The organism is Hyphomonas sp. GM-8P (assembly GCF_003263315.1).
In the GTDB taxonomy this organism is placed as follows: Bacteria; Pseudomonadota; Alphaproteobacteria; order Caulobacterales; family Hyphomonadaceae; genus Hyphomonas.
This window is the reverse complement of sequence record NZ_AWFE01000061.1, coordinates 50,643-75,971: the sequence shown is the minus strand read 5'-3', so window position 1 is coordinate 75,971 and position 25,329 is coordinate 50,643. Positions and strand designations below refer to the sequence as shown.

The following is a 25,329-nucleotide window of genomic DNA, read 5'->3' as shown; positions in this document are numbered from 1 at the left end:
GCCATCGGTATGCCCTATGGTTCGACAACGTTGAACCAGAACGGCGCAGTCTCCAATGCGCTGAACCAGGCGAGCAGCGCCGACGGATCGCCCTCCACTTTCGCCTCCCCGGCCTTCGCAATGTCCTGGAAGCTCCGTGTCTGGAGGATCAGATCATTGAACGCAGCGCGGGATATGGTGAGCGTCGCAGCGGGCGAGCCGGAGGCAGACCCCGGCCGCGGGAAGGCCGTGCGGGTGCCCACGTCCAGCATCAACGTCTCTTCGGTATCCGGGAAGACGAAGTTCAGCGTGAACGGATCCCTTGTCAGCTTCTCTGGAGCGTAACGCACGGCCAGCGCGTTGAACAGTTCCACCGTCGGCACGCCCTTCAGGAAGTCGAGATTGCCGAGGCGGATCGCCTGATCCACTGGCAAACCGCGGCGCAACTCGGCCGCGCCGGTCAGGTAATAGTCACGCCAGGCGCCGGACTCTGCCTGGAAGCCCATCTGCTCATAGCTGGACGCCAGCCAGTCACGAGCCGCCTGATTCTCGGGATTTGAAAACACAACGGCATTGAACACTTCAGCCGCCCAGCGATAGTCGCCTTCCTTGAAAGCCTTTTCTCCCGCCACCAGGGCCGCATCTTCGCCTCCGGCCAGTGCGACCATGCGTTTGGAACGTTCTTCCATCGGCCAGGCATTGTATGTGGCAGGCACACCATCCCACCAGCCGAAATAATACTGGTAGACCGCCTTGGCGTTGTGGTTCAGCGTGCCGTAATAGCCGCGCGTGTCGAAATGGGTTTCCTGAACATCCGGCTCCGGAATGTCTTCCGCGATTTCGAACTGGGTCTGGCCCTGGTTCGCCCGCCGAACCGTCTGGTCATGCGTGTAGCGATACACATCGCGCTGGCCGCGCAGATAATCCTGCACGTTCTCCGTGCCAAAGGTCGGCCAGTGGTGGGATGCAAAAGATACGTCTGATTTTCCCGCATAGTTCACCAGCGCATAGTCCAGCACGCGGCTCCATTCGAGGAAGTCCCGAACCTTTGCGCCGCGCAGGGTCAGCCCGTTGTGGAAAGTTGCCGTTGCGACCTCAGCCGTACAGAGGGCGCGGAAGTCTGGCAGATAGAACATGAATTCGGCGGGGGCTTCTGTGCCGGCTGCGTCGATGAACTCGAATTTCACGCCATCGATCACACGCTGCGTACCTCGGCCCGAGATTTCTTCCGTCGGGGGAATGAAGCCTGCCGTGCCCGTCGACAAGGCCGGACCGAGACCGGTGCCGACCTGTCCGGTCGCGTCGTTCGGGAGCGTACCGCCAAACATCAGGATCGCCCGGCGCGACATGTAGTTGCCAGCCAGCAGGTTTTCCGCGATCGCATTTTCGGTGAACCCGACGGGGGCGAGCACCGGAACGCCGTTGGCGATATCGGATTCCGTGATCACACCCCGGGCGCCCGCAAAATGGTCTGCATGCGAATGGGTGTAGATAACGCCACTGACCGGGCGCTCCCCCAGCGTGTCGTTGACCAGTTTGAGGGCCGCTGCGGCTGTCTCCTTGCTCGTCAGCGGATCGACGATGATCCAGCCGGTGTCGCCGCGGATGATGGACATAACTGCCAAGTCATAACCACGCACCTGGTAGAGGCCATCCTTGACTTCGAACAGGCCATGCTTGGCCAGCAATTGCTGCTGACGCCAGAGAGAGGGGTTCACCGTGTCGGGCGCTGCGCCATTGATGAAATCCTGCGCATGGACGGCCCAGACGACCTTGCCGGTCTCGTCGACGATATCTTTCTGGATCTGGGCGAGCAGGCCGTGGCCGGCATCTTCGAAGTCGCCCGGCTGGTCCAGCGGCAGGCGTTCGGCCAGCGCGGCATTGGCCGCTTTGGTGGCTTCGGTGGCGACACCTGCAGGCGGCGCAACGTCGGCCTTCGGCGCGGTGGCAGCCTGTTCGGAGCAGGCAGCAAGACTGATCAACGCGGCGAGCGCGACGGCGGCATATCTCATTTGGTTCCTCCCGGAATTTTTCCCTGCAGTCTGCGCCGGGCCTGTCGGACAGACAAGAAAAGCCTGCGCACCGGACCGGTAATCACGAGTGCGGTATGTATATGATGCGCGGGTGAAAGCCCAGCTTTTATTGACATTAAGGACACCAAATGACACACCAGCATACTGTCGGTATGTATAAATCGCGCCGGTCCGGATCCACGCGCCAACACGCCGCCCGGCGTTGAGCGGCCTAGTGAGCGATGGAAACCGAGACGGCGCCGAATTGCTGGGGGCCGTCCTGATAGGCAAACTGCTCTGTCCGTGTCACCCATGTGAAAGCGACCTGCACGTCGCGATAGTGAACCACAAGGCCCGCCTGCAGGTCCCCGGAGAGCGCGCGGCGATCTTCCACACGCGCCGAGTCGCGCCACAGATTGCCGTCCAGGAACATGTCCCGTGCAATGGCGCGGCCGTCGACGCCGATAAAGGCATACCCGCCCCAGGGGGTTTCATCTGTACCGGGAATAAACTCCCCTGCCCCGGCCAGCGCCGGGCGGATGCGCGGCGGGCCAAATCCGGAGTCGAGATCCCAGCCAATACGCGCCGTCAGTCCCGTGTTCGCATAAGTGCGTACATTCCCTAGGGCAAAACCGGCATGCCCGGCAAAATCCGTTTCCAATCCGAATGGCAGATCGAACTTGTTCAGCCGCTGCAGGCGTTGCGCGATGATCTCGACACCCGGCTCATCTTTCAGCTGATGATCCCAACCCTGAGCCCCCGGAATACCCAGCATCTTGTGCCAATTGTTCTGGACAAATTCGCCGCCTGCCGACGGCCCGACGATCCCCAGATTGACCTGAAGCGTGTCCTGCAATTCCTTTTCGATGTCCGTCGCCGCAATCGTGGAAGACAAAGAAAGCCAGCCGGCATACGGCCGGTCGAGCGGGTTTGGATCCTCCAGCGTAATGTCCTCGGGCGTGAAGATGGCGTGGGAGAGACCAAAGCCCTGGCGCAGGTCTGTCCGCTCAACATCGATCCAGGGCAGCCGGGCCGCGACCCATTTCAGGCCGGGATGCACCTCGTCGGCAGCCGACACATGTTCGAGGCGCACGCCGTTCGAATAGTTCCGGTCCGTGCCGGAACCGAACATGTCATTCTCGGAAGTCAGTGACCAGACGCCCGGCTTTCGCGGGGCGACCGGACCGGTCTCAACCTGATCCTCAGCCGATGCGGGCAGCGCCATGACACAGGTCGCGCCAATGAAAAGGGCCGCTGCAATCCGCGCGGCCCCTGTCCCAGTCAGTGTTTCAAATCGGGTCAGTTTCATGCCCCGAGCGATAGCACCTATCGGCGCATGGTGAAACTGACACCTGCGAAATCTTCATTCTCGCTGAAGCCGCCATTGCGGTCGCGATATTTCACTTCCCGGCGGATATAGGACAGCGAAAGCTGGCCGCCGCCGCGCTGGATGGAGACGCCCGCCTGAAGGTCACCAACAGTCACCTGGTCGGTCAGAGACATGTCACCCAGTTGCGGTGTGAATCCGTTCCGATCCGCATCCCAGACAAGCGCTTCGCCATCGGCGCCCGCGAACAGGTACCAGCCCTGGGGCTGTCCGTTCGAATCCAGCAGGTCGAAGTCCTGACCGATACGGACCTCACCACCGAAACGCTGGGTCAGGATCTCGCCGTCTTCGCGCACGGCGATACGCGGCGCGACGCCCACATCGAAGGTGAGGCCGGTCATTTCTTTCGGAGCGGAGAACGCCACTTCGGCGGCGATGTCTTTCTCTACCTTGGCCAGCGCCGGGTTCAGCGCGGCTGCAGCAGAGCGCTCAGCCGTGACAGCCGTCAGAGCGCCTGAGCCGGACCAACCCAATTCAGGTTTGCCGGTCGATGGGGCCACCAGAGAGCCTGAAGAGAAATCTGCCGGCGTGCCGGTAAAGGCAAGGGTCGCCAATTCGCTGCCAAGGCCCAGCGGCGTGCCGGTAAACCGGCTCGGTAGGCCATCAACAACATGCACGGAAATCGCGGCACGGTCAGATGCAATCGGCGCTGCTGCTGACTGCGGGCCCGGTGCGGCCATCATCATGCCGACGGTCGGCGGCACAGCCGGTTCGATCCGCATCTGGTCATGCGGAGAGACGGCCACGCAACCCTGGCAGGCCATCGTCAATACTGCACTGGCAACTGCAACTACCATTCGACCCACACCTCTCATGGCTGCCTTCCCCGGGTTAGAACCGTTAACGGGAATTAGGCCACTGTTCATTTAATGTAGCATGAAGGCCACAGGCGCCTCAAACCACTTTCCACTCAAAAAAGATTAATTCTGATTACTCCAACGCGTTTCTGTAGAGTCTGTTCCAGACTCCGGTTTTTTTAGGATTATTTCGGGCAATTCTCGCGCCAAATCGCCATATTCCGGCATTAACCTATTGAAAAATTTAGATTAAGCGCCCTCAATCCAGACGTGTGAACTGGGTGTAATGCACCATTCTGACGCGAATTTGTGCACTTCCGACCGAATATGACACACGCAAACGGCGAGAACCTTGTCCGGGTTCCCGCCGTGCGCGATCAAATATGCTACTTCCGGATGACCCTTACTGGCAGGCCAGACACTCGTCATAATCGGTGTTCGGCGTCTCCATCTGACCGGCTTCCACCTTTTCCGAGCCTGCAAAGGCAGCCCGCTGAACAGACTTCGAGCGGCAGTAATAAAGCGACTTGAGCCCCTTCTCCCACGCCGTCCAGTGCAGCATGTGCAGGTCCCATTTGGCGATGTCGCCCGGCAGGAACAGGTTCAGCGACTGCGACTGGCAGATGTACGGCGTGCGGTCTGCCGCCAGTTCCACGATCCAGCGCTGGTCGAGTTCGAAAGCGGTCTTGAACACGGCGCGCTCATGCTCGTCGAGCTCTTCGAGGTGCTGGACCGAGCCTTCATGCTCCAGGATCGAACCCCAGGTTTCCGGCGTGTTGAGGCCTTTGCTTTCCAGCAGGGCTTCAAGCTGCGGGTTCTTCACCGTGAAGGAGCCCGACAGGGTCTTGTGGGTGTAGACGTTGGCCGGGATCGGCTCGATGCCGGCGGAGGTGCCGCCGCAGATGATCGAGATCGACGCGGTCGGCGCAACGGCCATCTTGTGGCTGAAGCGGGCCATCATGCCGGCGTCGCGCGCGTCTTCACACGGGCCGCGTTCTTTGGCCAGCTTCACGGATGCCGCGTCGGCGCCCTTGCGGACGTCCTTGAAGATCTTCTCGTTCCAGACCTTCGCCATGGCGCTTTCCATGGAGACGTTCATCTTCTGAAGGAAGGAGTGGAAGCCCATCACGCCGAGACCGACCGAGCGCTCGCGCTTGGCGGAGTAGACGGCGCGTTCCATTTCGGACGGCGCCCGCTCGATGAAGTCTTCCAGCACATTGTCGAGGAAGCGGAAGATGTCTTCGAGGAAGTTCTCGTCCTTCGACCATTCCAGATACTTCTCGGCATTGACCGAAGAGAGGCAGCAGACGGCCGTACGGTCCTCGCCGCGGTGATCGACACCGGTCGGCAGGGTGATTTCAGAGCAGAGGTTCGACTGCGTCACCTTCAGGCCCAGCTTGCGCTGGTGCGCCGGCATGGAATTGTTCACCGTGTCGGTGAACAGCAGGTAGGGTTCGCCGGTCTGCATGCGCAGCTCGAGAATCTTCTGCCACAGCTTGCGGGCGTTGACCGTCTTCAGCACTTCGCCGGTCTTCGGCGAGATCAGGCCGAACTCTTCATCATTGCGGACGGCTTCCATGAAGGCGTCGGTGATGTTGAGGCCGTGGTGCAGGTTCAGGGACTTGCGGTTGAAGTCGCCCGAGGCCTTACGGATTTCAAGGAATTCCTCGATTTCCGGGTGGTGGATGTCGAGGTAGCAGGCTGCCGAGCCGCGGCGGAGCGAGCCCTGCGAGATCGCGAGCGTCAGCGAGTCCATCACGCGGATGAACGGGATGATGCCGGAGGTCTGTCCGTTCTGGCCGACTTTCTCACCGATGGAGCGGACGTTGCCCCAATATGTGCCGATGCCGCCGCCATTGGAGGCGAGCCAGACATTCTCGGTCCAGGTGCCGACGATGTCGTCGAGCGAGTCGCCGACCTGGTTGAGGAAGCAGGAGATCGGCAGGCCGCGATCCGCGCCACCATTCGAGAGAACGGGCGTCGCCGGCATGAACCAGAGCTTCGACATATAGTCATAGAGGCGCTGGGCGTGGGCCTGGTCGTCGGCGAAGGCCTTGGAGACGCGGGCGAACATGTCCTGATAGGACTCGCCCGGCAGCAGATAGCGGTCTTCCAGCGTCTTCTTGCCGAATTCGGTGAGGTTCGCGTCGCGGCTGGAGTCGGTCACGACTTCCATGTTCGAAACCACACGCAACTGCGTATCAGCACCCGACTTCGGCTTCCCCTTGCGAGGCGCGTTTTCAGTCACAGCGTTGGCGTTGGTTGCAGACATGCGGCAGCCCTCCGGATCTATTGAAAATATAGGAACTTCAGCCCCAAGCGCCAATATGTGGCGCCCTCCGTCGTTCCTGACACTACATATAGTGTCCGAAGGTTAACACCCGGTCAACGTCGTTTGTCGGGAAAGCTTCACATTCGCCGTGGAAATCTGGTTAACAAACTCTTTCCGGAACCCTGAAAACTCAAGTACCACGGGCCTTCTGACCTGTGGAAATCATGATGGAACGCAGATCAGTGCATGAGGTGACCGCCGAAAAAACGGGCAAGGCCTGGCGGGCAATAAGGCGCGAAATCCGGGCCATACACTATCCCTAGTAGGTGCCTGTCCCCGAACACACGCAGAAAACGATTCCTGTCGCAGCCGATTCCCGGATGAGGCGAGCCGGATGAGTCGTCTCTCCTGCCCCGGACGGGCGGAATGAGATGGCATATCGATGAAATGGAGAAGATGAAGGAGACAGGCGAGCGACCCGGGCGGAAAACTCGTTGGGGCTGCTCCGTTCCCGGCCTGACCCGGTTGGCGAGCGGCCCGTCCGCCACCTGCCTCCCGCGAGCTATATGCGCAGAGGCCGCCCCGGACGCAAGGGCCAGAGTGAGTCCATGGCCAGACCAAGCCATGACCGCGCCGGACTATGACGGACCATCAAATGCTGTCCTGCTGAGGATCCCCATGCTAGCCATGACCCAACTTGTTCAAGAATGGGAAGGTTTCTCAATGAAACAAAAACTGCTCGCGATGGCCGCCGTGGCCGCATTGCTGAGCGCCGCACCGGCGCTCGCACAGGAAGACGAGGCGCCATCCAAGCGCTTCACCGCCGAGCGCGTCTTCGACATGGAGTATGCGACGGATCCGCAGGTCTCCCCGGATGGCAAGACGGTCGTCTATGTGCGCCACGCCATGGACAAGATGACAGACCGCGACACGGGGCACCTCTGGTCGATCGATCTGGACAGCGGCGCGCACCGTCCGCTGGTAACCGATGTGTCGGCCGGCCGGCCGCGCTGGTCCCCGGATGGCTCGCGCATCATCTACATGTCTTCGAACGGCAATGGCCCCGAGATGCGCCTCCTTTATCTGGACAGCGGCCGCAGCTTCTCGCTGGCCCAGTTCACCGAGGAAGGCCCGAGCAGCGCAGTCTGGTCGCCGGACGGCAAGCAGGTCGCCTTCTCCATGTTCGTGAAGGGCGAGACGCCAAGCTTCGCCAAGCCCCTCGCCCCGCCGGAAGGTGCCAAGTGGAATGACGGCGTGAAGGTCATCAACGACCTCACCTTCCGCTTTGACGGTGCCGGCTACCTGAAGGACGGCGCCGAGCAGGTGTTCGTGCTGACCGTCGATGGCGGCACGCCGCGCCAGGTGACGTTTGAAGAGGCCGACCTCGGCGGGCCGCAATGGCTGGACAATGACACGCTGCTGGTTACCGGCAACCTCGCAGACGACCGGGACATGGATCCGATCGAGAGCGAAATCTACAAGGTAGAGCTGGCCGACAATTCGATCAGCCCCCTGACCAGCCGCGACGGGCCTGACCTTGGCCCCGTCGTTTCCCCGGATGGCAAGACCATCGCTTTCCGCGGGTTTGACGATCACCTGAAAGCCTATGAGCAGGCCAATCTCTACCTGATGGATGCCGATGGCGGAAACGTCCGGGAACTGGCGGCCGACTTCCCGCTGGAATTCGGCAGCGTCGCCTGGGCCCCGGACGGCAAGAGCATCCTCGCCCTCTGCGAAGACCATGGTGTGCTCAGCGTTTATAATGTCGAACTGAACGGCGATGTCAGCCAGGTTGTCACCAATGTCGGCGGCGCCTCCATCGGGCGTCCCTATGCCGAAGGCAGCTTCTCCGTCAGCGAAGGCCGCCGGCCGGTCATCGCCTATACGGCCGGCTTCTCCGACCGCCCGGCCGAGGTCGCTACGATCGGCGCCAATGGCAAGAACAACCGTGTCTTGACGGAACTGAATGCCGACGTCCTGCCCTATCTCGACATGGCGAAAGTGGAGGAGCTTCACGTCGCCTCCAGCGCCGATGGCCGCGAGATCGAGGCGTGGGTCGCCCTGCCGCCGGACTTCAAGCCCGATGGCAGCTTCCCGATGATCCTGGAAATCCATGGCGGGCCTTACGCCATGTACTCGCCGTTCTTCGGCAGCGAGATCCAGCGCTATGCCGCTGAAGGTTATGTCACCGTGTGGACAAATCCGCGCGGCTCGACCGGCTATGGCGAAGAGTTCGCCCAGCTGATCGACCTTGCCTATCCCGGCAATGACTATGACGACCTGATGAGCGTCGTCGATGAACTCGTCGCCAAAGACTATGTCTCCGAAGATCGCCTGTTCATCACCGGCGGCTCCGGCGGCGGCATCCTGACGGCATGGACCGTGACGAAGACTGATCGCTTCGCGGCCGCTGCCTCGATCAAGCCGGTGATCAACTGGATGACGATGGCCCTCGCCGGCGACATCGCGCAGTTCGTACGCCGCCACTGGATCCGCGCCGACCCATGGGCCGACCCGGAGGCCTTCCTGAAATTCTCGCCGATCCGCTATGTCGACAAGGTGACGACGCCGACCATGATCATGGTGGGTGAGGAAGACTGGCGCACGCCCGCCTGGGAAGCCGAACAGTTCTACACCGCCCTTAAAATGAATGGTGTGGACACGGTCTATGTCCGCGTGCCGGGTTCGCCGCACTATATCGCTTCCCGTCCGTCCCGCCTGATCGCCAAGACAGACAACATCATGGGCTGGTTCGCGAAGTATGACCCGGCGAAGAAAGAGGATGGGGCGGAAGACTGATGCCCGAACATCCAGCCCTTGTTGACAGCCTTGGCCTGCTCTCTGAGCGGGCCGGGGATGTGACGGAACAAGTATATGCGCGGCTGTTCGCGGCCTATCCGGATCTCGAAGACCTGTTCCTGATGGATACGGATGGCGGGGTGCGCGGCTCGATGCTGAGCCAGGCGTTTGAATGCCTGATCGATCTGGCGGACGGCCCCGGCACGCTGGCCGAAACCGTGATCCGGTCGGAACGGGTGAATCACGACACCTATGATGTGCCCGCCGGCATGTTCGAGGTCTTCTTCGACATCATCCGCGATGTGACGAAAGAAGTGGCGGGCAACGACTGGTCGCCGTTGATGGAGGCGGCGTGGACGTCAGTGCTTGCCGACGTTTCGCGCCTCTCCCAGCCCCTGCCCGCCTGAAGCGCCGCGGGCCCTGCCTTTGACCCCGGCGCTCCGCACGGACAGCGCTAGTCGCCGGCAGGCGACTCGTCGCGTGTCCGCGTCTTGCCAACCCCGGTCACAATGCCAAGGCCAAACAGGGTGAAGGCGCCGACGGCGATCCAGCTTGGCGCGATGCCGAGCAGGAAGGCACCATAGGCCAGTCCGGCGATAAGGATGACGAAGCCGAACAGGTAGAGAGAAAAAGACGACATGGCGCACGCTCCCGGTTCTTATGAGTCCGGGAACAAACGTCTCAAACCGCCTCCGGTTCCGATGGCCTTGCCGCTTCAATGCCCGGCAAGATCGCCTGAGGTCAGGATTGGCCACAGGGTGGCGACCAGAAGCAGCGATGCAGCGATGTTGAAAATCCGCAGCCGGAGGGGGCTGTGCAGGAACCGCCGAACCTGCGTGCCCATGACCGTCCAGGTGGACGTGCTGAACAGGCTGATGCCGGCGAAGACGCCCGCCATGATCGCAAGGCTGATGAAGGGATGGTCCGGCAGCGTGTAGGCACTGATCGCCGTCAGGGCCATCGCCCAGGCCTTCGGGTTGACCCACTGGAAGGCCGCCGCCTGCACGAAACTGAACGGCTTGCCCGTGTTTGCCTCCATGGCCGCGTCCGGCGGCGGGGCGGCATTGGCAATCTTCCAGGCGAGGTAAAGCAGGTAAGCGGCGCTGGCGCCCTTCAGGACCAGCAAAGTCACCGGGAAGGCATCGAAAATCTGCGCCAGCCCCAGTCCGACCAGCACGATCATCAGGGTGAACCCGACCGTGACCCCGGCCATGTGCGGCAATGTCCGCTTCAGACCGAAATTGGTGCCCGATGCCATCAGCATCAGATTGTTCGGCCCCGGCGTGATGGAGGCAACGAACGCGAACACGAAAAGTGCAAGGAGGAGTTCAAACGGCATCATGGCGCAACTTTATGCGAGCCATGACGCAATGTACTTGCATATTTGCCCAACGAGACACTATTTTCACAATTCATGACGGAAATTGATACCATAAACCGCAAGATATTACGCGAGCTTCAGGCGAATGGGCGGATCAGCAATCTGGATCTGGCCGAGAAAGTCGGCTTGTCCCCCTCGGCCTGTTTGCGCCGGGTGCAGGAACTGGAACGCACCGGCGTCATCACGGGCTATCGCGCCGTGGTCGACCGTGCCGCAACAGGCAATGGCTTCGTTGCCTACATCACGGTCGGCCTGTCACGCCACACGAAAGCCGATCAGACAGCCTTCGAAAAGGCCATGCAGCGCGCGCCGGAAGTCCGCGAATGCCACAATGTGACGGGCACGATCGAATACCTGCTCCGCGTCGAGGCGGCGGACCTGGCGGCGTATAAGCATTTCCACACGGAAGTGCTTGGTACGGTGCCGCAAGTCAGCTCCATCACGTCGTACATCGTGATGGGTTCGCCCAAGGACGAACGCGCCTGATGTCAGATCAGGCTTCGGCCTTCTTGGCGTTACGCTTGCGCTCGTGCGGGTCGAGGAAGATTTTGCGCAGGCGGATGTTCTCCGGCGTGACTTCCACGAGTTCGTCGTCGGCGATGTAGGCCAGCGACTTTTCCAGCGTCATCTGAAGCGGCGGCGTCAGGCGCACGGCTTCGTCAGAGCCCGACGCGCGCATGTTGGTCAGCTTCTTGCCCTTGAGGACGTTCACTTCGAGATCATTGTCGCGCGTGTGCTCGCCGATGATCATGCCGCCATACACCTTGTCGCCCGGATGGATCATCATCGGCCCACGGTCTTCGAGGTTCCAGAGCGCGAAGGCCACGGCCTCCCCCTGCTCCATCGCGATCAGCACGCCGGTGTGACGACCCTGGATCTTACCCTTGTGCGGGGCGTATTCGTGGAAGACGCGGTTCATGATCGCGGTGCCGCGCGTGTCAGACAGCAGCTCGCCCTGGTAACCGATCAGGCCGCGCGTCGGGGCGTGGAACACCATGCGCGTGCGGCCCGCGCCGGAGGGGCGCATGTCTAGCATGTCGGCTTTGCGCTCGGACAGTTTCTGCACGACGATCCCGGAATGCTCATCATCGACGTCGATAACGACTTCCTCGATCGGCTCCAGCTTGTTGCCGCTCTCGTCTTCCTGCATCACGACCTGCGGACGCGAGACCCCAAGTTCGAAGCCTTCACGGCGCATCGTCTCGATGAGGACGGCCAGCTGGAGTTCGCCCCGGCCGGACACGGTGAACGCTTCAGCATCCGAGGCGCGTTCCACTTTCAGCGCGACGTTGCCTTCGGCTTCCTTCAGCAGGCGGTCCCAGATCATGCGGCTGGTCACCTTGGTGCCTTCGGTGCCGGCAAGCGGGCTGTCGTTGACGCGGAAGGTCATGGAGATGGTCGGCGGGTCAATCGGCTGGGCGGCGATCGGCTCGGTGACGGACGGGTCGCAGAACGTGTCGGCGACGTTCGCCTTGGTCATGCCGGCCAGCGAAACGATGTCACCAGCCTGCGCTTCTTCGACCGGCACGCGCTCCAGTCCGCGGAAGGCGAGCACTTTCGAGACGCGGCCCTGCTCAACGAGACCGCCTTCGCGGTTCAGCACCTTGATCGTCTGGTTCGGCTTGATGCTGCCGGAGGCCACACGGCCCGTCAGGATGCGGCCGAGGAAGTTGTCGGCGGAAATCGTGGTGGCGAGGAAGCGGAACGGGCCCTCTTCCACTTTCGGCACCGGCACATGGTCCACGACCAGCTGGAACAGCTCGTCCATGTTGGCCTTCGCCGTTTCGTACTGGCTCGACATCCAGCCCTGCTTGGCCGAGCCGTAGAGGATCGGGAAGTCGAGCTGCTCGTCGGTGGCGTCGAGGTTGGCGAAGAGGTCGAAGACTTCGTTGACCACTTCGTCCGGGCGGCGCTCCGGCTTGTCGATCTTGTTCACGGCAACGATCGGCTTCAGACCGACTTTCAGCGCCTTGGAAACGACGAACTTGGTCTGCGGCATCGGGCCTTCGGCAGCGTCGACCAGAACGATAGCGCCGTCCACCATGTGAAGGATACGCTCCACCTCACCGCCGAAATCGGCGTGTCCGGGCGTGTCGACGATGTTGATGCGGTAGCCGTTCCACTCGACCGACGTCGTCTTGGCGAGAATGGTGATGCCACGCTCTTTTTCCAGATCGTTGGAATCCATCATCCGCTCAGCCGTCTTCTCGTTTTCACGGAAGGTGCCGGACTGTTTGAGGAGCTCATCCACCAGCGTCGTCTTCCCGTGGTCGACGTGGGCGATGATGGCGATGTTACGCATTTTTTCGATAGGCGTGGACATGTACGGCAGGCTTTCGGGAGGTAAGAAAGGGGAATTCCCGCGCCCGGTACAGGATGCCGCACGGTTTGGCTATGCCCAAGTGTCAGAAAGGCCCCAGGAGCTGAACAGCTGCTATATCGGCAAAGGCTCCGCTTCCTGTTGCAATCGTCATGGAACAGAGCCCTGCGCCACTCATTGATAAGGTACAGGGCTGGACGGGACCGCGCGACACAATCCGCGCGCCAAATTAGCAGGAAAGGATTCATCATGACGAAACGTGCCGAAAACCGCACCCTCGCCATTCTCGCAACCGACGGATTTGAGCAGATCGAGCTGACCTCGCCGAAAGAAGCCATCGAGAATGCAGGCGGCACCTGCAAGATCGTGTCGCCGAACGATCAGCGCATCCAGGGCAACAAGCACCGCGAACACGGTGACTGGTTTGATGTGGATGTGAAACTGGACGAGGCGAAGGCGGAAGATTTCGATGCGCTGCTCATTCCGGGCGGCCTGTTCAATCCGGACGCGCTGCGCCGGAACAGCAGAGCCCTTGCATTCGTCTCGGCTTTCTTTGAGCAGAAGAAACCGGTCTTCGCCATCTGCCACGGACCGCAGGTCCTCATTTCGGCCGGCCTGGTGAATGGCCGTAAAATGACGGGTTTCGCCGCGATCCAGCAGGACCTGAAAAATGCCGGCGCTGTCGTGACCGACGAAGCGGTTGTCGTGGACGAAGGACTCGTCACCTCGCGCAATCCGGATGACCTTGACCAGTTCAATGCCAAGATCGTTGAGGAGATCTGCGAGGGCAAACATGCTGGCCAGCGCGAGTCCCTGACCGCCTGATCAGGAAGCTTCCGCGCGGTGCCGTCTTGATCACGGTCAAAAGCTGCTGCATGCGCGTTGCATGACGAACTCAAACGATATGCCGCTTGCGGCGAAACCGATAGATCGTGCCGCGCACCGGCGGCTGGACGAGGCCTGGCTGGAAGAAGCCTTTGCGCGCGAAGACGTGCTCGTTCTGCTGATGAAGAATGGCGAACCCTTCGTGCATCCGGGCCGTGAGAGTGGGCTGGTCTGGATGGGTCCGGAAGCAGCACGCATTTCTCCGGGATCGCCTCGCCTCTTTCTGGGAGAGGACAAGGCCGGGACGCCCGTGTTCGCGATCGACCTGCCAGAACGTTTCGATCTTGATGGATCGCTGATCGCGGGCGCGGGAAAATTTCTCGATTTCCGTGCGGCTGCCGGATTGATTCCGGAGATGGATGGCAACTGCGCCTCGACCGCGCGGTCGATTTTCATGTGGCACCAGAGCCACAGGTTCTGCTCAAAATGCGGTGCGGAAAGTGCGATGGTCGAAGCCGGATGGAAACGGCAATGCCCGTCGTGCGGCGCCGAACATTTCCCTCGCACCGATCCCGTCGCGATCATGCTGGCGGTAAAAGATGGCAAGGCGCTGATCGGAAGACAGAAGATGTGGCCGCCGGGTTTCTATTCCTGCCTCGCCGGATTCTGCGAACCCGGAGAAACGATTGAGCAAGCGGCGGCGCGCGAAATTTTCGAGGAAGCTGGTGTAGTTACTGATGCTGCGAGCGCAGAGTATGTCGCGTGCCAGCCCTGGCCCTTCCCCTCTTCGTTGATGGTCGGCCTCATCCTGGAAGCGGAAGGGTTCGACATTTCGATCGATGAGAAAGAAATCGAAACGGCCCGCTGGGTGACGCGCGAAGAGATGGTCCGGATTCTGAACCACTCTCATGAAGAGATCTTCGGGCCGCCGCCGATGGCCATCGCCCACCACATCATGAAAGCCTGGTCAGAAAAAGATCATTGACCGCACACGGAAGGCGTGTTTCGCCTCTCTTCACAGGCGAAAATCTGGAGTTGAGTTCGCGCGAATCACAGTAGTGAGAAATTTGCCACTGACAGGAGATCGGACATGGCAACTGCAACGAAAAAACCGGCTGCGAAAAAACCGGCGGCAAAAAAGCCAGCCGTGAAAAAGCCGGTCGCGAAGAAACCGGCCGCTAAGGCTGCGACTGCAACGAAGACCGCTGCCGCCAAAAAGCCGGCCGCAAAGAAACCTGCTGTCGCAAAGAAGCCGGTTGCAAAGAAACCGGCTGCGAAGCCGGCCGTGAAAAAAGCTGCTCCGAAAGCTGCCAAGCCTGCTGCAAAGAAGCCGGCCGCCGCCAAGAAGCCTGCTGCGAAGAAACCGGCTGCGAAGAAAAAGTAAGCCGGACAATAAAGTTCCAGGAAAAGCGGACGCGGGAAACCACGTCCGCTTTTTTTAATGTCGGAATGTCAGCGAAGGAGCGTTCAGAAACGGTGCTTAAGGCCGATCTGGAATCCGTCGACATCACCGTCCGACGTGCCTTGCTCCGCATAGTAATTATAGCCACCGGTCAGGCTGGTCGACTCCGTTAGGGAAACCTCGGCCCCCAGACTGCCGGCGAAACCGTACCCACTCGGTGAACTTGAGTTTGTCCTGCCGGCTCCAAAATCCGGACTGGAGCCGGTTTCCTGCGTAATATCGTATTTGTAATGTGATACCCCGGCCTTGCCGACAAGACGGATACGATCAGTCACAGGCAAATGGCCAACGCCCATCAGATCAATGCGATGTGAAAGGTCTGCCGACATCCGGTAGGATGGGAGGGTGACCGTATTTCCATTAAGTTCGATCGTGCTCGAAGGTGAGAAAGTCCCGTCTCCGTCAACGCCAGTGGCTGCGGTCACTTCGGCGCCAAAATAGCGGTTGAAGTCATAACCGCCCGTCAGGCCCAGCGCCTGATATTCGTAGGGACTGTCAGTCTCCTGCAAACGCTCATAGCTCAGTCCGGCATACCAGCCGGACTCGTCCGAGCCTTCGGCATAAGCGCAGGGAATGATGGCCGCAGCGGCCATAAGGAAGGTGAAAGTTCGCATCCAGGTATCCTTTCAAAGTGTTGGATACCTGTTCCTTCAGATTTAATTACCCTCAACCTCAAGTTAAACGAGAGTCATGACGCAGAATTCACGCAAGACTGTCGTAGTGGCACCTATTCCTGCAGGTCCTGCCATTGCGCGTCTGCCTTTTCGATGAAGCCCGGAACATCGGCATTCCACTTTTTCTGAATGCCGGCATTGTAGTTCAGGTAAAGCTTGCCATCGACGATCTTCCAGTATTTCGCATCACCCTTGGCGTATTTGCCGTCGGCCATGGCCCAGGCGCAGTAACCGCCATATTGCGGGGCGTAGGCCGCCGGGTCCGCGAGGAAGGCGTCGCGGTTTGCGGCTGAGGCAAACTGGAACGTGGCGCCCATATATTCCGTGGAGAATTCCTTGGCCCCCTTCACCGGCTCGCCTTTGGTGAAATAGGCCACAGGGTCATACCCCTGCAGGGCTGTATCCGAGAACCGGCCGGTATAGATTGCCGGCTCCGCATGGGCTGTGGGGGCCAAGGCTGCGACTGGTGCAAAAGCAACGAACGCTGCCAGGAACAGAGGACGAAGTTTCATTGGAAGATATCCTTTCAGGAAGTGAGCCCGGCCGCCAGCGAAGGGTGAGGCGTGGCGGCCGGTCGAAGCTTCAGGCAGCGGCGTGCCGGGCTTCGGAATGGAGAGATGTTTTCACGGGCGGCACCAGGACATTCCCGATACCGGCAAGCATGGCGACAAGGGTCTCGCGACGCGCAGCCAGCATTGCAATCGAGCTGAGCCAGACCGTGACGGCCATGGCGAACAGGCCACCACCATCATTGTTCGGATCGATGCCCAGCGGCGTCCAGAGGTGGAAGTTCACCGCGCCGGTCATCACGGCGACAGCGATCAGCGCGCCGAGTGTCTGCAGGCGGCGCAGCGTGGGAAACAGGCCAAGCAGGAGCAGCGTTGCCGCCACCAGTTCTGCAGTACCGATGACATATTGGCTGAACAGGCCCGTCTGGGCGAACAGGCCGGGCGCGCCGAAGCTGGCAGCCCAGGCATCGAGCCGACCGAAAATAACCTGCGTCTCGATCGCATTGGTGAATTTGAACCGCAGACTATCGAGGAACACCGCTGAAGCCACGAGGCTGTAGGCGATGGGCGTGTATTTCTTTATTCGTGCAAGCATGATGGCGTCTCCCTTTAAGCCGCTTGTCTCATGGCGCCCCGCACACAGGCAAAGCAAAGGCGTGTGAACATCGCTCACGGATTCGTGGGCCATTCGAGAGCGGGAATTGCGCCTGCCCCCTCGCAGAACAGCCCCGCCTTCCCTACATACAGGGCCGTTCTGCAAGGGGGGTCGAATGGACCGGATCGATGCAATGCGCCTGTTCGTCCGTGTGGCGGATGCGGGCAGCTTCTCTCGCGCTGCTGCGGATCTCGGGATCGGCCAGCCGACTGTCTCGCGCCGGATCCAGGATCTGGAATCCCAGCTCGATGCGATGTTGTTCCTGCGCACGACGCGGGCCCTCAGCCTGACCGAAGCCGGCGAGCGCTTCTATCGCCGTGCCGTCGATATCCTCGCTGAGTATGATGAGGCCGAAGCCGAGGCCCGCGGACTGGAGCACGAACCCGTCGGCCTGCTGCGCATCTCCTGTTCCCACTCCTTCGCCCGCCATGTGATCGCGCCCGAAATTGCGAGCTTCATGCGGATCTATCCGCATGTGAAGTTCGATGTGATCGGCGACGACTTTCTCACCGACATTGTCGGCGAAGGGGTCGACCTTGCCTTCCGCCTTGGCGAGCTGACCGATTCCAGCCTGATGGCGAAGAAGCTGGCAGAGGCGCCGCGCGCGCTATGGGCCTCCCCTGCCTACCTGGAGCGCAAAGGCACGCCGCAAAAACCGGCAGACCTCGCCAAGCATGACGCGCTGATCTTCCGCCATACCCGATCCACCATTTGGACACTGACCAATGGCAACCAGAAAGAGGACGTGACCGTCGACGGGCCGTTCCGCGCCTCTGGCGGCGAGATCCTGCAGCAGGCCGCCGAGGACGGGCTCGGAATTTTGATGGCGCCGGGCTGGCTCGTTTCGAACTGCCTCGGATCGAACACGCTGGTGCGCGTCCTGCCTGAGTGGAACGCGCAAAGCCTGTCGATCCACGCCGTCTGGGCCGCGGGCAAACTCCGCGGCAAGGCGAAGTTATTTGCAGACCACCTGGCCGACAGCCTGAAAACGAAAATCCAGATCTGCTAGCCTTCGCGGTAGCCCGCCGCGGGGAACACACCCACCAGCTTCATCATCTGTGTGAAGAAGCCGACCTCCTCCAGCGCTAGCTGGACGGAACGCTCATCCGGATGGCCTTCGATTTCGGCGTAGAACTGCGTCGCGGTGAAATTGCCGCCGACCATGTAGCTTTCCAGCTTGGTCATGTTGATGCCGTTGGTGGCGAAACCACCCAGCACCTTGAAGAGCGCCGCGGGAATGTTGCGCACTTCGAACAGGAATGCCGTCTTGGCCGGCCCGTCGCCAAGCTCGATCTCGGAAGGTTCGCGCGACATGATCACGAAGCGGGTCGTGTTGTGCGCGGCGTCTTCGATGTCTTCAGCCAGAATTTCGAGGCCATAGACTTCGGCCGCCAGACGCGGTGCGATGGCGGCAAGGGTCCGGTCGCCGCTTTCGGCCACTTCGCGCGCGGCGCCAGCCGTATCCGACGCCGTCACCGAATCAATTCCATGCTCCCGCAGGAATTTCCTGCACTGGCCGAGACCCATGATATGGGACCGGGCCTTCTTGACCTCTTCCAGTTTCACGCCCGGCAGGGCCATCAGCTGGAACCGGATCGGCAGGTAGTGCTCAGCGACGATCTGAAGGCTGGTCCCTGGCAAAAGGGAATGAATATCGCTGACCCGGCCGGCAATCGTGTTTTCGACGGGAATCATGGCCAGATCCGCCTCGCCCTTCTCCACAGCGGCGAAACAATCCTCGAATGTCCGGCACGGCAAGGGTTCCAGCGCTGGAAAAGCCTGATTGCAGGCGATGTGCGAATTGGCCCCCGGTTCGCCCTGATATGCGATTTTTCCCGTCATTTTTCCGGCCTTTACCGTATTTCTTGCTGCGTCGGATCGCCGCGACGAACAGGGGAAGCTTCCCTATCGCGCAGCCTTTATATTGCGGGCCATCCGTTAGCGTGCCAAAAGGCGCGCGCGCAAGACTTATGACCAGACAGATTCGAAGGAAGATCCTCATGGGGGAACTCGGTCTCAACAAGATCCTGGGAGCGCTGCTGGCGACCGCACTGGGCCTTTTCGGGCTCAAGACGCTTTCTGATGTGGTGTTTGCCCATGGTGGAGAAGGCCACGGGGAAGAGCACGCTGAAGCGACTTCCCTGTCGGAGCAGATGTGCGAAAAATTCGCTTACTGCGTCGAAGTTGCCGGCGGCGGCGCCGCGGCAGCTGAAGAGGAAGAAGTGTTCGACCTCGGTGCCCTGCTTGCTGCTGCGGACATTTCGCGCGGCGAACGCACCTTCAAGGGCCAGTGCACAACCTGCCACACGATTGAAGAGGGCGGCGCCAACGGCACCGGCCCGAACCTTCATGGCGTTGTCGGCGCTGCCAAGCACCATCTTGCGGACTTCAACTACTCCGCTGCCATGACCGATCTCGGCGGCACGTGGACTTATGAAGATCTGAACCATTGGCTGGAAAACCCGAGTTCGTTTGCCCGCGGCACGTCCATGTCCTTCGCCGGTCTCCGCAAGGATCCGGACCGGATCAACGTGATCGCCTACCTCGCCGCGAATACTCCGGACGCCCCGCCGTTCCCGGCCCCGTTGCCGGCCGCTGGTGAAGACGATGGCGCTGCTGCTGCCGAAGAAGGGGCTGAAGCCCCGGCAGAAGGGGAAGAAGCTGCTGCCCCGGTCGAAGACGCTGTGGAAGGTGCAGCCGAGACGGTCACCGAGGCTGTCGTTGAAGAGGCTGATGCCGCCACCGAAACCGCTGAAGAGGCTTTTGACGAAGACGCCCCGACGCCGACGGAAGAAGAAGGCGAGTAAGGCTCAGGCGCCGGTCTTCCAGGCCGGCACCATCCCCTTCTCTGAAGATATTTGTATGCGCCGGGCCCCTATGGGCTCGGCGTAATACTTTGCGATCCGGGTCACGGCTTCCTCGAATGGCTCGTGCGCAGCGGCCATATGCCAGGCATTGGCGTGCAGGAGGTGGCCGGAATCGGTCATGATGCCGGCATGGCCTTTCCAGAACACGATATCCCCGCGCTGTAGCGCGCCAGGGGCCTGCCAATCGGCAATGGCCTCTCCGGCCCACGCAAACTGCATGTCACTGTCGCGCGGCAGCAGCACACCTGCCGCCTCGAAGGATTGCTGGGTCAGTCCCGTACAATCCAGGCCAAGCCCGGACCGCCCGCCCCAGAGATAGGGCGTGCCAATGTACCGCTCAGCCACGCTGACCGGATCCTCCTCAAACACGTCGAGCGGCGCCAGGTGGCGATGATGGACCCATCCGGCATCCTGGCACTGCCGCCAGTCGCCTTCCTCTGCCATCACGCTGACACGCGCGCCCAGGCTCAGTATCAGCTGCGGCGGAGATTTCAGGTCCGGCCTCGCATAGGCGTGGGTATGTGGCCGTGTGATGCGATGCGTTGGGGCAAGCAGGCGTTCAGACAGCCCCGCCAACGCCACCCATCCGACATAGCGGTCGCGCTGGCACTGAACGAGCGCAAAGCCGTGCTGCTCTTCGAAAACATCCAGGATTTCGCCAAACAGCGCTTCGGTGGCGAGGCGGGAATCCGGTAGCGGACCTTCCCGGACTGCCACGCTTCCCGCGCGCACCTGTACGGGGCGGCACGGCCTGTCAGGCGGTGTCAGTCGGGTATCATTGTAGTCAGGCATGGAAAGCCCCGCAGCGTTGTCCTACGCCGCCGAAGCCTTGCGTGCTTTCGAGCTTGCGGCAGCTTCCTGATCCTTGCCGGAGGATGCGGCGAGAACAAGGCCCGCAAACCGGCGAAGATATGTCATGCCTGCCGGGCGGCGTTCCAGGAAGATGTTCCGCAGGTCGGCCTCATCGCGTACGCGCTTGATGAAATCGAGGCGCTCCAGCGCATCCAGTGCGCGGGTGACGGCCGGTTTGGCAATATTCAGCTGCTCGGCAAGACCCCGCACCGTGTGCGGCCCCGGCATGAGGGCGATGGTCATCAGGATGGCCTGCTGGCGGGCTGTCAGGTCCGGCGCGTCGGAACGAACCGAGGCAGTCACCGCACGGCGCCACAGTTCCAGACCTTCGCGCTCTGACAGTTGCATCCTGCTCATCCCCTTTGATTTTCGTCTTACGCAAGAATCTCAGGTGATTTGCGGACTCCGTCCAGCCCTCTGCGCGCCGATACGGCAGTGCTTGCCCCTTCACATTGTGGACAAAACACACGACATTGGACCCATGAGTGCCACAGACAGCCATTCTCATGTCCACGCCAACACGCCCTGCAGTCCGCAGGACGTCGACGCGTTCCTGAACGAAGCCGAAACCCTGGTTGCCCGCCAGGGCCAGCGGATGACGAAAATCCGCCGCAAGGTGTTGCGCCTGCTGCTGGAGAGCACTGAGCCCGCCAAGGCCTATGACCTGCTGGCGAACCTCGACGGGGAAGGCTCCGCCAAGCCGCCGACGATCTATCGCGCGCTGGATTTCCTTCAGGACACAGGCCTCGCCCACAAGATCGAGAGCCTGAACGCCTATGTCGCCTGCGGGCATGCCAGCCACCGTCATTCGGCTGTGTTCCTGATATGCGACCAGTGCCATGGCGCCGAGGAGCTCCATGCCGAAGCGACCAGCGCCGCCCTCAAGGCCGAAACGGATGCGGCCGGTTTCAAAATGTCCCGCGCAGTTGTGGAAGTGCGCGGTATCTGCAGGGATTGTGCTGCGTGAAAACTCTCTGGCGGGGAAGCTGCAATCAGTGGGATTGCGACGAGATGGGGCACATGAATGTGCGCGTCTATGTCGAGAAACAAATGGAAGGCCTGGCGGTCTTTGCCCATGCGCTCGGCATGCCGCACGCCTTCCGGCAAAACTCCCCGTCCACCATCGTTCCGGTGGACCAGCATATTCGGTTCGTCCGCGAAGTCCTGCCCGGCCGGCCGCTCAGCATGAAGGGTTGCCTGATCGAGGTCGGTGAGGCCGACGCACTCGTTTATCAGGAGCTGCGCCACGCGGATGGCCAGCTGGCCGCCGCTTTCCGGACTCGGATCATGCATATCGACACAGCCGGACGCGAACCCTTTGCGTGGGGCAAGAGCGTGCGCGCGGCCATGGCCGACGACATCGGCACGCCGCCTGACGAGTCAGCCCCGCGCTCCATCGATCCGGAGGCCACAGGCCTGCCCTATGACGACATCTCGATAGAGACACCGCGCGACCTCGGCATCGCCTGCATCGGCATGGGCGCCGTGCCGCCGCAGCATCTGGACGTGCACGGACGGATGTCTCCGGCATGGGTAATTGGGCGTGTATCGGATTCCGTCCCCAATCTCCTGTTCGACTGGCGCAAGAAAGTGGCCGCGGCGGCAGGCGACCTGCGCATGGGCGCGGCGGTGCTGGAATACCGGATCCGCTATCACGACATGCCGGAAGCGGGTGACCGGTTCGAAGTCTATACCGGCCTTGGCGGCGTTCAGGGCAAGACCCATAGCCTGCTCCACTGGCTGATGGATCCGGTATCCGGCAAGCCATGGGCAACCAGCCAGGCGACCGCCATCACGCTCGACCTCGACGCGCGCAAGGCCATCCCCGCCCCGGCCGCAGCTATCGAGGAACTCGAACGCCTCGCCCCGAAAGGCCTGTCGATCTGACTTAAAACGCCGTCGCGATAATCTCGGCGACGCGCGGAATGTCTTTCAGGTTCAGCCCAGCGATATTGATACGGCCCGATCCCGGCATGTAGAGACCGAATTCTTCTCGCAAGGCTTTCGCGCCTGCCGGCGTGACCGGCAGTTGGCTGAACATGCCGTTCTGCGTCGTAAGGCTTGCGAGCAGGTTCGAACCGGTGCGCTGGACGAGTTCCCCCGACAGGGCCTTGCGCAGCGAAATCATCCGCTCCCGCATCGATGTCAGCTCCGCTTCCCATTCGGCGCGCAGGGCTGTATCGCCAAGGATCGTCGCCACAATGCCCGCGCCATGCGCCGGCGGCATGGACCAGGTCGCCCGGGAAATGTCCGCCACATGGGTGGTGGCTGCCGCGATGCCGTCCGCCGTTTCGCCCACCGCAAGGAAGCATCCGGCCCGCTCGCGATAGAGGCCGAAATTCTTGGAACAGGAATAGGAGATCAGCGCCTCGCCGGCCGCGTCTATGAAGGCGCGCACGCCGGCGATGTCTGCGTCGAGGCCATGCGCGAAGCCGTGATAGGCAACATCCAGCATGACGATCAGGCCGCGTTCCTTCACGAAGGCGCCGAGGTCGCGCCAGTCTTCCAGTGTCAGGTCGATACCGGTCGGGTTGTGGCAAGGCCCCTGCACGATCACGCCGTCGCCGCGCTCTGCCTTGGCGAGGTCTTCCAGCATGGCCGCGCGGTCTGCCGTGCCCGTGTCCGGATCGGCATAGCGGTAACTGCCGGTCGTGAGACCTGCCGACTGGACGACTTTCGGATGGTTCGGCCAGGTCGGGTCAGACACCCAGACCTTTTTCACGCCGAGGCGGCGCATCAGACCGACACCCAGCGAGAGCGCGCCGCAGCCGCCCGGCGCGGTGAAGGACAGCGTGCGCCCTTCCTTGCGGACCGGCGCGTCCGCACCGAACACGAAATCTTCGATGGCGGCGCAGAAGTCGACATTCCCGCGCGGGCCTTCATAGACCTTCGTCGTCTGGCGCTGCAGCATCAGCGCTTCGGCCTTGGCGACGGCGGACATGACCGGCGTATTGCCCTGGTCATCCTTGTAGACGCCGACGCCGAGATCGAATTTCTCGACCCGGTCATCCTCGCGGAATGCGGTCATCAGGCCGAGCAGTGCGTCCGGCGGCAGAGGCGAAAGCGGAGAGAATGCAGAAGTCATGGCGCAGCCCTAATCCGGAGCGTGTCCGGATTCAATCCTCCACGTCTGACAGATGGCTTTAGCCGACGATCGTGGCCTCGGTGTTTTCCTTCACATCCTGCAAGGATACGCCGGGCGCGAGCTCGATCACTTTCAGACCACTCTCGACGACATCGAAGACGCAGAGGTCCGTGATGATGCGGTTGACCACGCCCTTGCCGGTCAGCGGCAGGGTGCAGGCCTTCAGCACTTTGGTCTCGCCCTTCTTGTTGCAGTGATCCATCACCACAACGATGCGCTTCACGCCGGCGACGAGATCCATCGCGCCGCCCATGCCCTTCACCAGCTTGCCGGGGATCATCCAGTTGGCGATGTCGCCATTCTCGGCCACTTCCATCGCGCCGAGGATGGCGATGTTGATATGGCCGCCACGGATCATCGCAAAGCTGGTGGCAGAGTCGAAAAAGCTCGTGCGCGGCAGCGTTGTGATCGTCTGCTTGCCGGCATTGATCAGGTCAGCGTCTTCCTCGCCCTCGAACGGGAACGGACCCATGCCCAGCATGCCGTTCTCGGACTGGAGGGTGACGTCCATGTCGTCCGGAATGTGGTTTGCCACCAGCGTCGGAATGCCGATGCCGAGGTTCACATAGAATCCGTCGTGAAGTTCCTTTGCGGCGCGCGCCGCCATTTCATCGCGTGTCCAGGGCATTAGTAGTGCTCCCGCTTGCGGACTGTCCGTTGTTCGATGCGCTTTTCGAAGGTGCCTTGCACGATGCGCTGCACAAAGATGCCCGGCAGGTGGATTTCGTCCGGGTCAAGATCGCCGGTCGGCACGATTTCCTCGACCTCTGCGACGGTGACCTTGCCGGCCATCGCCATCGGCGGATTGAAGTTGCGGGCCGTCTTGTTGAAGACGAGGTTGCCCTGCGTGTCGGCCTTCTCGGCCTTCACGATGGAAAGGTCTGACACAAGGCCGGTTTCGAGGATGTAGGTCTCGCCGTCGAAGTCGCGGTGTTCCTTGCCCTCTGCCACCAGCGTGCCGACGCCCGTCTTGGTGTAGAAGCCGGGAATGCCCGCGCCCCCTGCCCGGCAGCGCTCTGCCAGCGTGCCTTGCGGGTTGAACTCCAGTTCAAGTTCGCCGGAAAGATACTGGCGCTCGAACTCCTTGTTCTCGCCGACATAGGACGAGATCATCTTCTTGATCTGGCGCGTCTGCAGCAGCAGGCCGAGGCCGAAATCGTCCACGCCCGCATTGTTGGAAATCGCTGTGATGTCCTTCACGCCGCTGTCGCGCAGGGCGAGGATGAGATTCTCCGGAATGCCGCAGAGGCCGAAGCCACCGGCCATCACGGTCATGCCGTCGAAGGTGAGCCCCTCAAGGGCTTCCTTCGCAGAATTATAGACCTTGCTAGACATGGACAGGTCCTGTCGCTCCCTGACTTGTGCACCAGGCCGGGAGCGCTTCCCGGCAAGG

The 25,329-nt window shown here is 61.5% G+C and carries 26 protein-coding genes and 1 other RNA gene; 9 read left to right on the top strand and 18 right to left on the bottom strand.

Annotated elements, in window-relative coordinates; all coding sequences use genetic code 11:
• Positions 1–14 precede the first annotated feature (14 nt).
• The 5 genes from HY26_RS06800 to ffs form a co-directional block, all read right to left on the bottom strand.
• Positions 15–1,991 (bottom strand): alkyl/aryl-sulfatase, encoded by a 1,977-nt coding sequence (locus HY26_RS06800; RefSeq protein ID WP_112073188.1) that lies wholly within the window; start codon positions 1,989–1,991, stop codon positions 15–17.
• Between the two features lie 232 nt (positions 1,992–2,223).
• On the bottom strand, positions 2,224–3,300 hold the full coding sequence (locus HY26_RS06795; protein ID WP_112073187.1) for a lipid A deacylase LpxR family protein: 1,077 nt from the start codon (positions 3,298–3,300) through the stop codon (positions 2,224–2,226).
• Between the two features lie 17 nt (positions 3,301–3,317).
• Entirely contained in the window at positions 3,318–4,175 is an 858-nt protein-coding gene (locus tag HY26_RS06790) for a lipid A-modifier LpxR family protein (protein WP_158531435.1), read from the bottom strand.
• 403 nt (positions 4,176–4,578) lie between these two features.
• A complete protein-coding gene (locus tag HY26_RS06785; RefSeq protein WP_034763364.1) occupies positions 4,579–6,447 on the bottom strand; it encodes a ribonucleoside-diphosphate reductase subunit alpha in 1,869 nt (622 codons plus the stop codon).
• A 460-nt stretch (positions 6,448–6,907) separates the two neighbouring features.
• An RNA gene (ffs, locus tag HY26_RS06780) (signal recognition particle sRNA small type) lies at positions 6,908–7,001 on the bottom strand.
• A 169-nt stretch (positions 7,002–7,170) separates the two neighbouring features.
• On the opposite strand from ffs, the gene HY26_RS06775 reads away from it, so the two are divergent.
• Entirely contained in the window at positions 7,171–9,246 is a 2,076-nt protein-coding gene (locus HY26_RS06775; RefSeq protein WP_034763622.1) for a S9 family peptidase, read from the top strand.
• Positions 9,246–9,653, top strand: a complete 408-nt coding sequence (locus tag HY26_RS06770; RefSeq protein ID WP_112073185.1) for a globin — start codon at positions 9,246–9,248, stop codon at positions 9,651–9,653. Before HY26_RS06775 ends, HY26_RS06770 begins: the two co-directional genes overlap by 1 nt.
• 47 nt (positions 9,654–9,700) lie before the next feature.
• Here the strand turns inward: HY26_RS06770 and HY26_RS06765 are convergent, their stop codons facing one another.
• Together HY26_RS06765 and HY26_RS06760 are read right to left on the bottom strand one after the other, a co-directional pair.
• Positions 9,701–9,886: a hypothetical protein gene (locus tag HY26_RS06765; protein WP_112073184.1), complete on the bottom strand. Its 186-nt coding sequence runs from the start codon at positions 9,884–9,886 to the stop codon at positions 9,701–9,703.
• Positions 9,887–9,961: 75 nt separating this feature from the next.
• A complete protein-coding gene (locus HY26_RS06760) occupies positions 9,962–10,585 on the bottom strand; it encodes a LysE family translocator (RefSeq protein ID WP_112073249.1) in 624 nt (207 codons plus the stop codon).
• A gap of 75 nt (positions 10,586–10,660) precedes the next feature.
• On the opposite strand from HY26_RS06760, the gene HY26_RS06755 reads away from it, so the two are divergent.
• A complete protein-coding gene (locus tag HY26_RS06755; protein WP_112073183.1) occupies positions 10,661–11,113 on the top strand; it encodes an Lrp/AsnC family transcriptional regulator in 453 nt (150 codons plus the stop codon).
• 7 nt (positions 11,114–11,120) lie between these two features.
• On the opposite strand, the gene typA is transcribed toward HY26_RS06755, so the two are convergent.
• Positions 11,121–12,950, bottom strand: coding sequence for a translational GTPase TypA (gene typA / locus HY26_RS06750; protein ID WP_034763353.1), 1,830 nt, complete (start codon positions 12,948–12,950; stop codon positions 11,121–11,123).
• Positions 12,951–13,196: 246 nt separating this feature from the next.
• Between typA and HY26_RS06745 the strand changes: the two genes are divergently transcribed.
• A complete protein-coding gene (locus tag HY26_RS06745) occupies positions 13,197–13,772 on the top strand; it encodes a type 1 glutamine amidotransferase domain-containing protein (protein WP_112073182.1) in 576 nt (191 codons plus the stop codon).
• 61 nt (positions 13,773–13,833) lie between these two features.
• A complete protein-coding gene (nudC, locus tag HY26_RS06740) occupies positions 13,834–14,757 on the top strand; it encodes an NAD(+) diphosphatase (protein ID WP_112073181.1) in 924 nt (307 codons plus the stop codon).
• Between the two features lie 65 nt (positions 14,758–14,822).
• On the opposite strand, the gene HY26_RS18995 is transcribed toward nudC, so the two are convergent.
• From HY26_RS18995 to HY26_RS06720, 4 genes are all read right to left on the bottom strand, one after another.
• Positions 14,823–15,116, bottom strand: a complete 294-nt coding sequence (locus HY26_RS18995; RefSeq protein ID WP_155843528.1) for a hypothetical protein — start codon at positions 15,114–15,116, stop codon at positions 14,823–14,825.
• Between the two features lie 123 nt (positions 15,117–15,239).
• A complete protein-coding gene (locus HY26_RS06730; RefSeq protein ID WP_112073180.1) occupies positions 15,240–15,848 on the bottom strand; it encodes a porin family protein in 609 nt (202 codons plus the stop codon).
• Between the two features lie 113 nt (positions 15,849–15,961).
• Positions 15,962–16,420, bottom strand: coding sequence for a YHS domain-containing (seleno)protein (locus HY26_RS06725; protein WP_034763343.1), 459 nt, complete (start codon positions 16,418–16,420; stop codon positions 15,962–15,964).
• Between the two features lie 70 nt (positions 16,421–16,490).
• Entirely contained in the window at positions 16,491–17,012 is a 522-nt protein-coding gene (locus HY26_RS06720) for a hypothetical protein (protein ID WP_051599700.1), read from the bottom strand.
• Between the two features lie 175 nt (positions 17,013–17,187).
• On the opposite strand from HY26_RS06720, the gene HY26_RS06715 reads away from it, so the two are divergent.
• On the top strand, positions 17,188–18,081 hold the full coding sequence (locus HY26_RS06715; protein ID WP_034763341.1) for a LysR family transcriptional regulator: 894 nt from the start codon (positions 17,188–17,190) through the stop codon (positions 18,079–18,081).
• On the opposite strand, the gene HY26_RS06710 is transcribed toward HY26_RS06715, so the two are convergent.
• Positions 18,078–18,914 (bottom strand): prephenate dehydratase, encoded by an 837-nt coding sequence (locus HY26_RS06710; RefSeq protein WP_034763338.1) that lies wholly within the window; start codon positions 18,912–18,914, stop codon positions 18,078–18,080. The two genes, HY26_RS06715 and HY26_RS06710, sit on opposite strands and share 4 nt — an antisense overlap.
• A 128-nt stretch (positions 18,915–19,042) precedes the next feature.
• On the opposite strand from HY26_RS06710, the gene HY26_RS06705 reads away from it, so the two are divergent.
• On the top strand, positions 19,043–19,879 hold the full coding sequence (locus HY26_RS06705) for a cytochrome c family protein (RefSeq protein ID WP_233351553.1): 837 nt from the start codon (positions 19,043–19,045) through the stop codon (positions 19,877–19,879).
• A gap of 3 nt (positions 19,880–19,882) precedes the next feature.
• Here the strand turns inward: HY26_RS06705 and HY26_RS06700 are convergent, their stop codons facing one another.
• Both HY26_RS06700 and HY26_RS06695 read right to left on the bottom strand, forming a co-directional pair.
• Positions 19,883–20,731, bottom strand: a complete 849-nt coding sequence (locus HY26_RS06700) for an NlpC/P60 family protein (protein WP_112073178.1) — start codon at positions 20,729–20,731, stop codon at positions 19,883–19,885.
• Between the two features lie 21 nt (positions 20,732–20,752).
• Positions 20,753–21,148, bottom strand: a complete 396-nt coding sequence (locus tag HY26_RS06695) for a MarR family transcriptional regulator (protein ID WP_233351552.1) — start codon at positions 21,146–21,148, stop codon at positions 20,753–20,755.
• Between the two features lie 124 nt (positions 21,149–21,272).
• Between HY26_RS06695 and HY26_RS06690 the strand changes: the two genes are divergently transcribed.
• Together HY26_RS06690 and HY26_RS06685 are read left to right on the top strand one after the other, a co-directional pair.
• Entirely contained in the window at positions 21,273–21,758 is a 486-nt protein-coding gene (locus HY26_RS06690) for a Fur family transcriptional regulator (protein ID WP_112073177.1), read from the top strand.
• On the top strand, positions 21,755–22,678 hold the full coding sequence (locus HY26_RS06685) for a thioesterase family protein (protein ID WP_112073176.1): 924 nt from the start codon (positions 21,755–21,757) through the stop codon (positions 22,676–22,678). Before HY26_RS06690 ends, HY26_RS06685 begins: the two co-directional genes overlap by 4 nt.
• A 1-nt stretch (position 22,679) precedes the next feature.
• Here the strand turns inward: HY26_RS06685 and HY26_RS06680 are convergent, their stop codons facing one another.
• From HY26_RS06680 to HY26_RS06670, 3 genes are read right to left on the bottom strand one after another with little or no spacing between them, the layout of a single operon-like run.
• Positions 22,680–23,876 carry an amino acid aminotransferase gene (locus HY26_RS06680; RefSeq protein WP_112073175.1) on the bottom strand — a complete coding sequence of 399 codons (1,197 nt, stop codon included), beginning with the start codon at positions 23,874–23,876 and terminating at the stop codon, positions 22,680–22,682.
• Positions 23,877–23,934: 58 nt separating this feature from the next.
• The gene (locus tag HY26_RS06675) at positions 23,935–24,564 is read right to left on the bottom strand and encodes a CoA transferase subunit B (protein ID WP_034763322.1); all 630 of its coding nucleotides are present in this window, start codon (positions 24,562–24,564) and stop codon (positions 23,935–23,937) included.
• The gene (locus HY26_RS06670) at positions 24,564–25,271 is read right to left on the bottom strand and encodes a CoA transferase subunit A (protein ID WP_034763319.1); all 708 of its coding nucleotides are present in this window, start codon (positions 25,269–25,271) and stop codon (positions 24,564–24,566) included. Before HY26_RS06670 ends, HY26_RS06675 begins: the two co-directional genes overlap by 1 nt.
• Positions 25,272–25,329 lie beyond the last annotated feature (58 nt).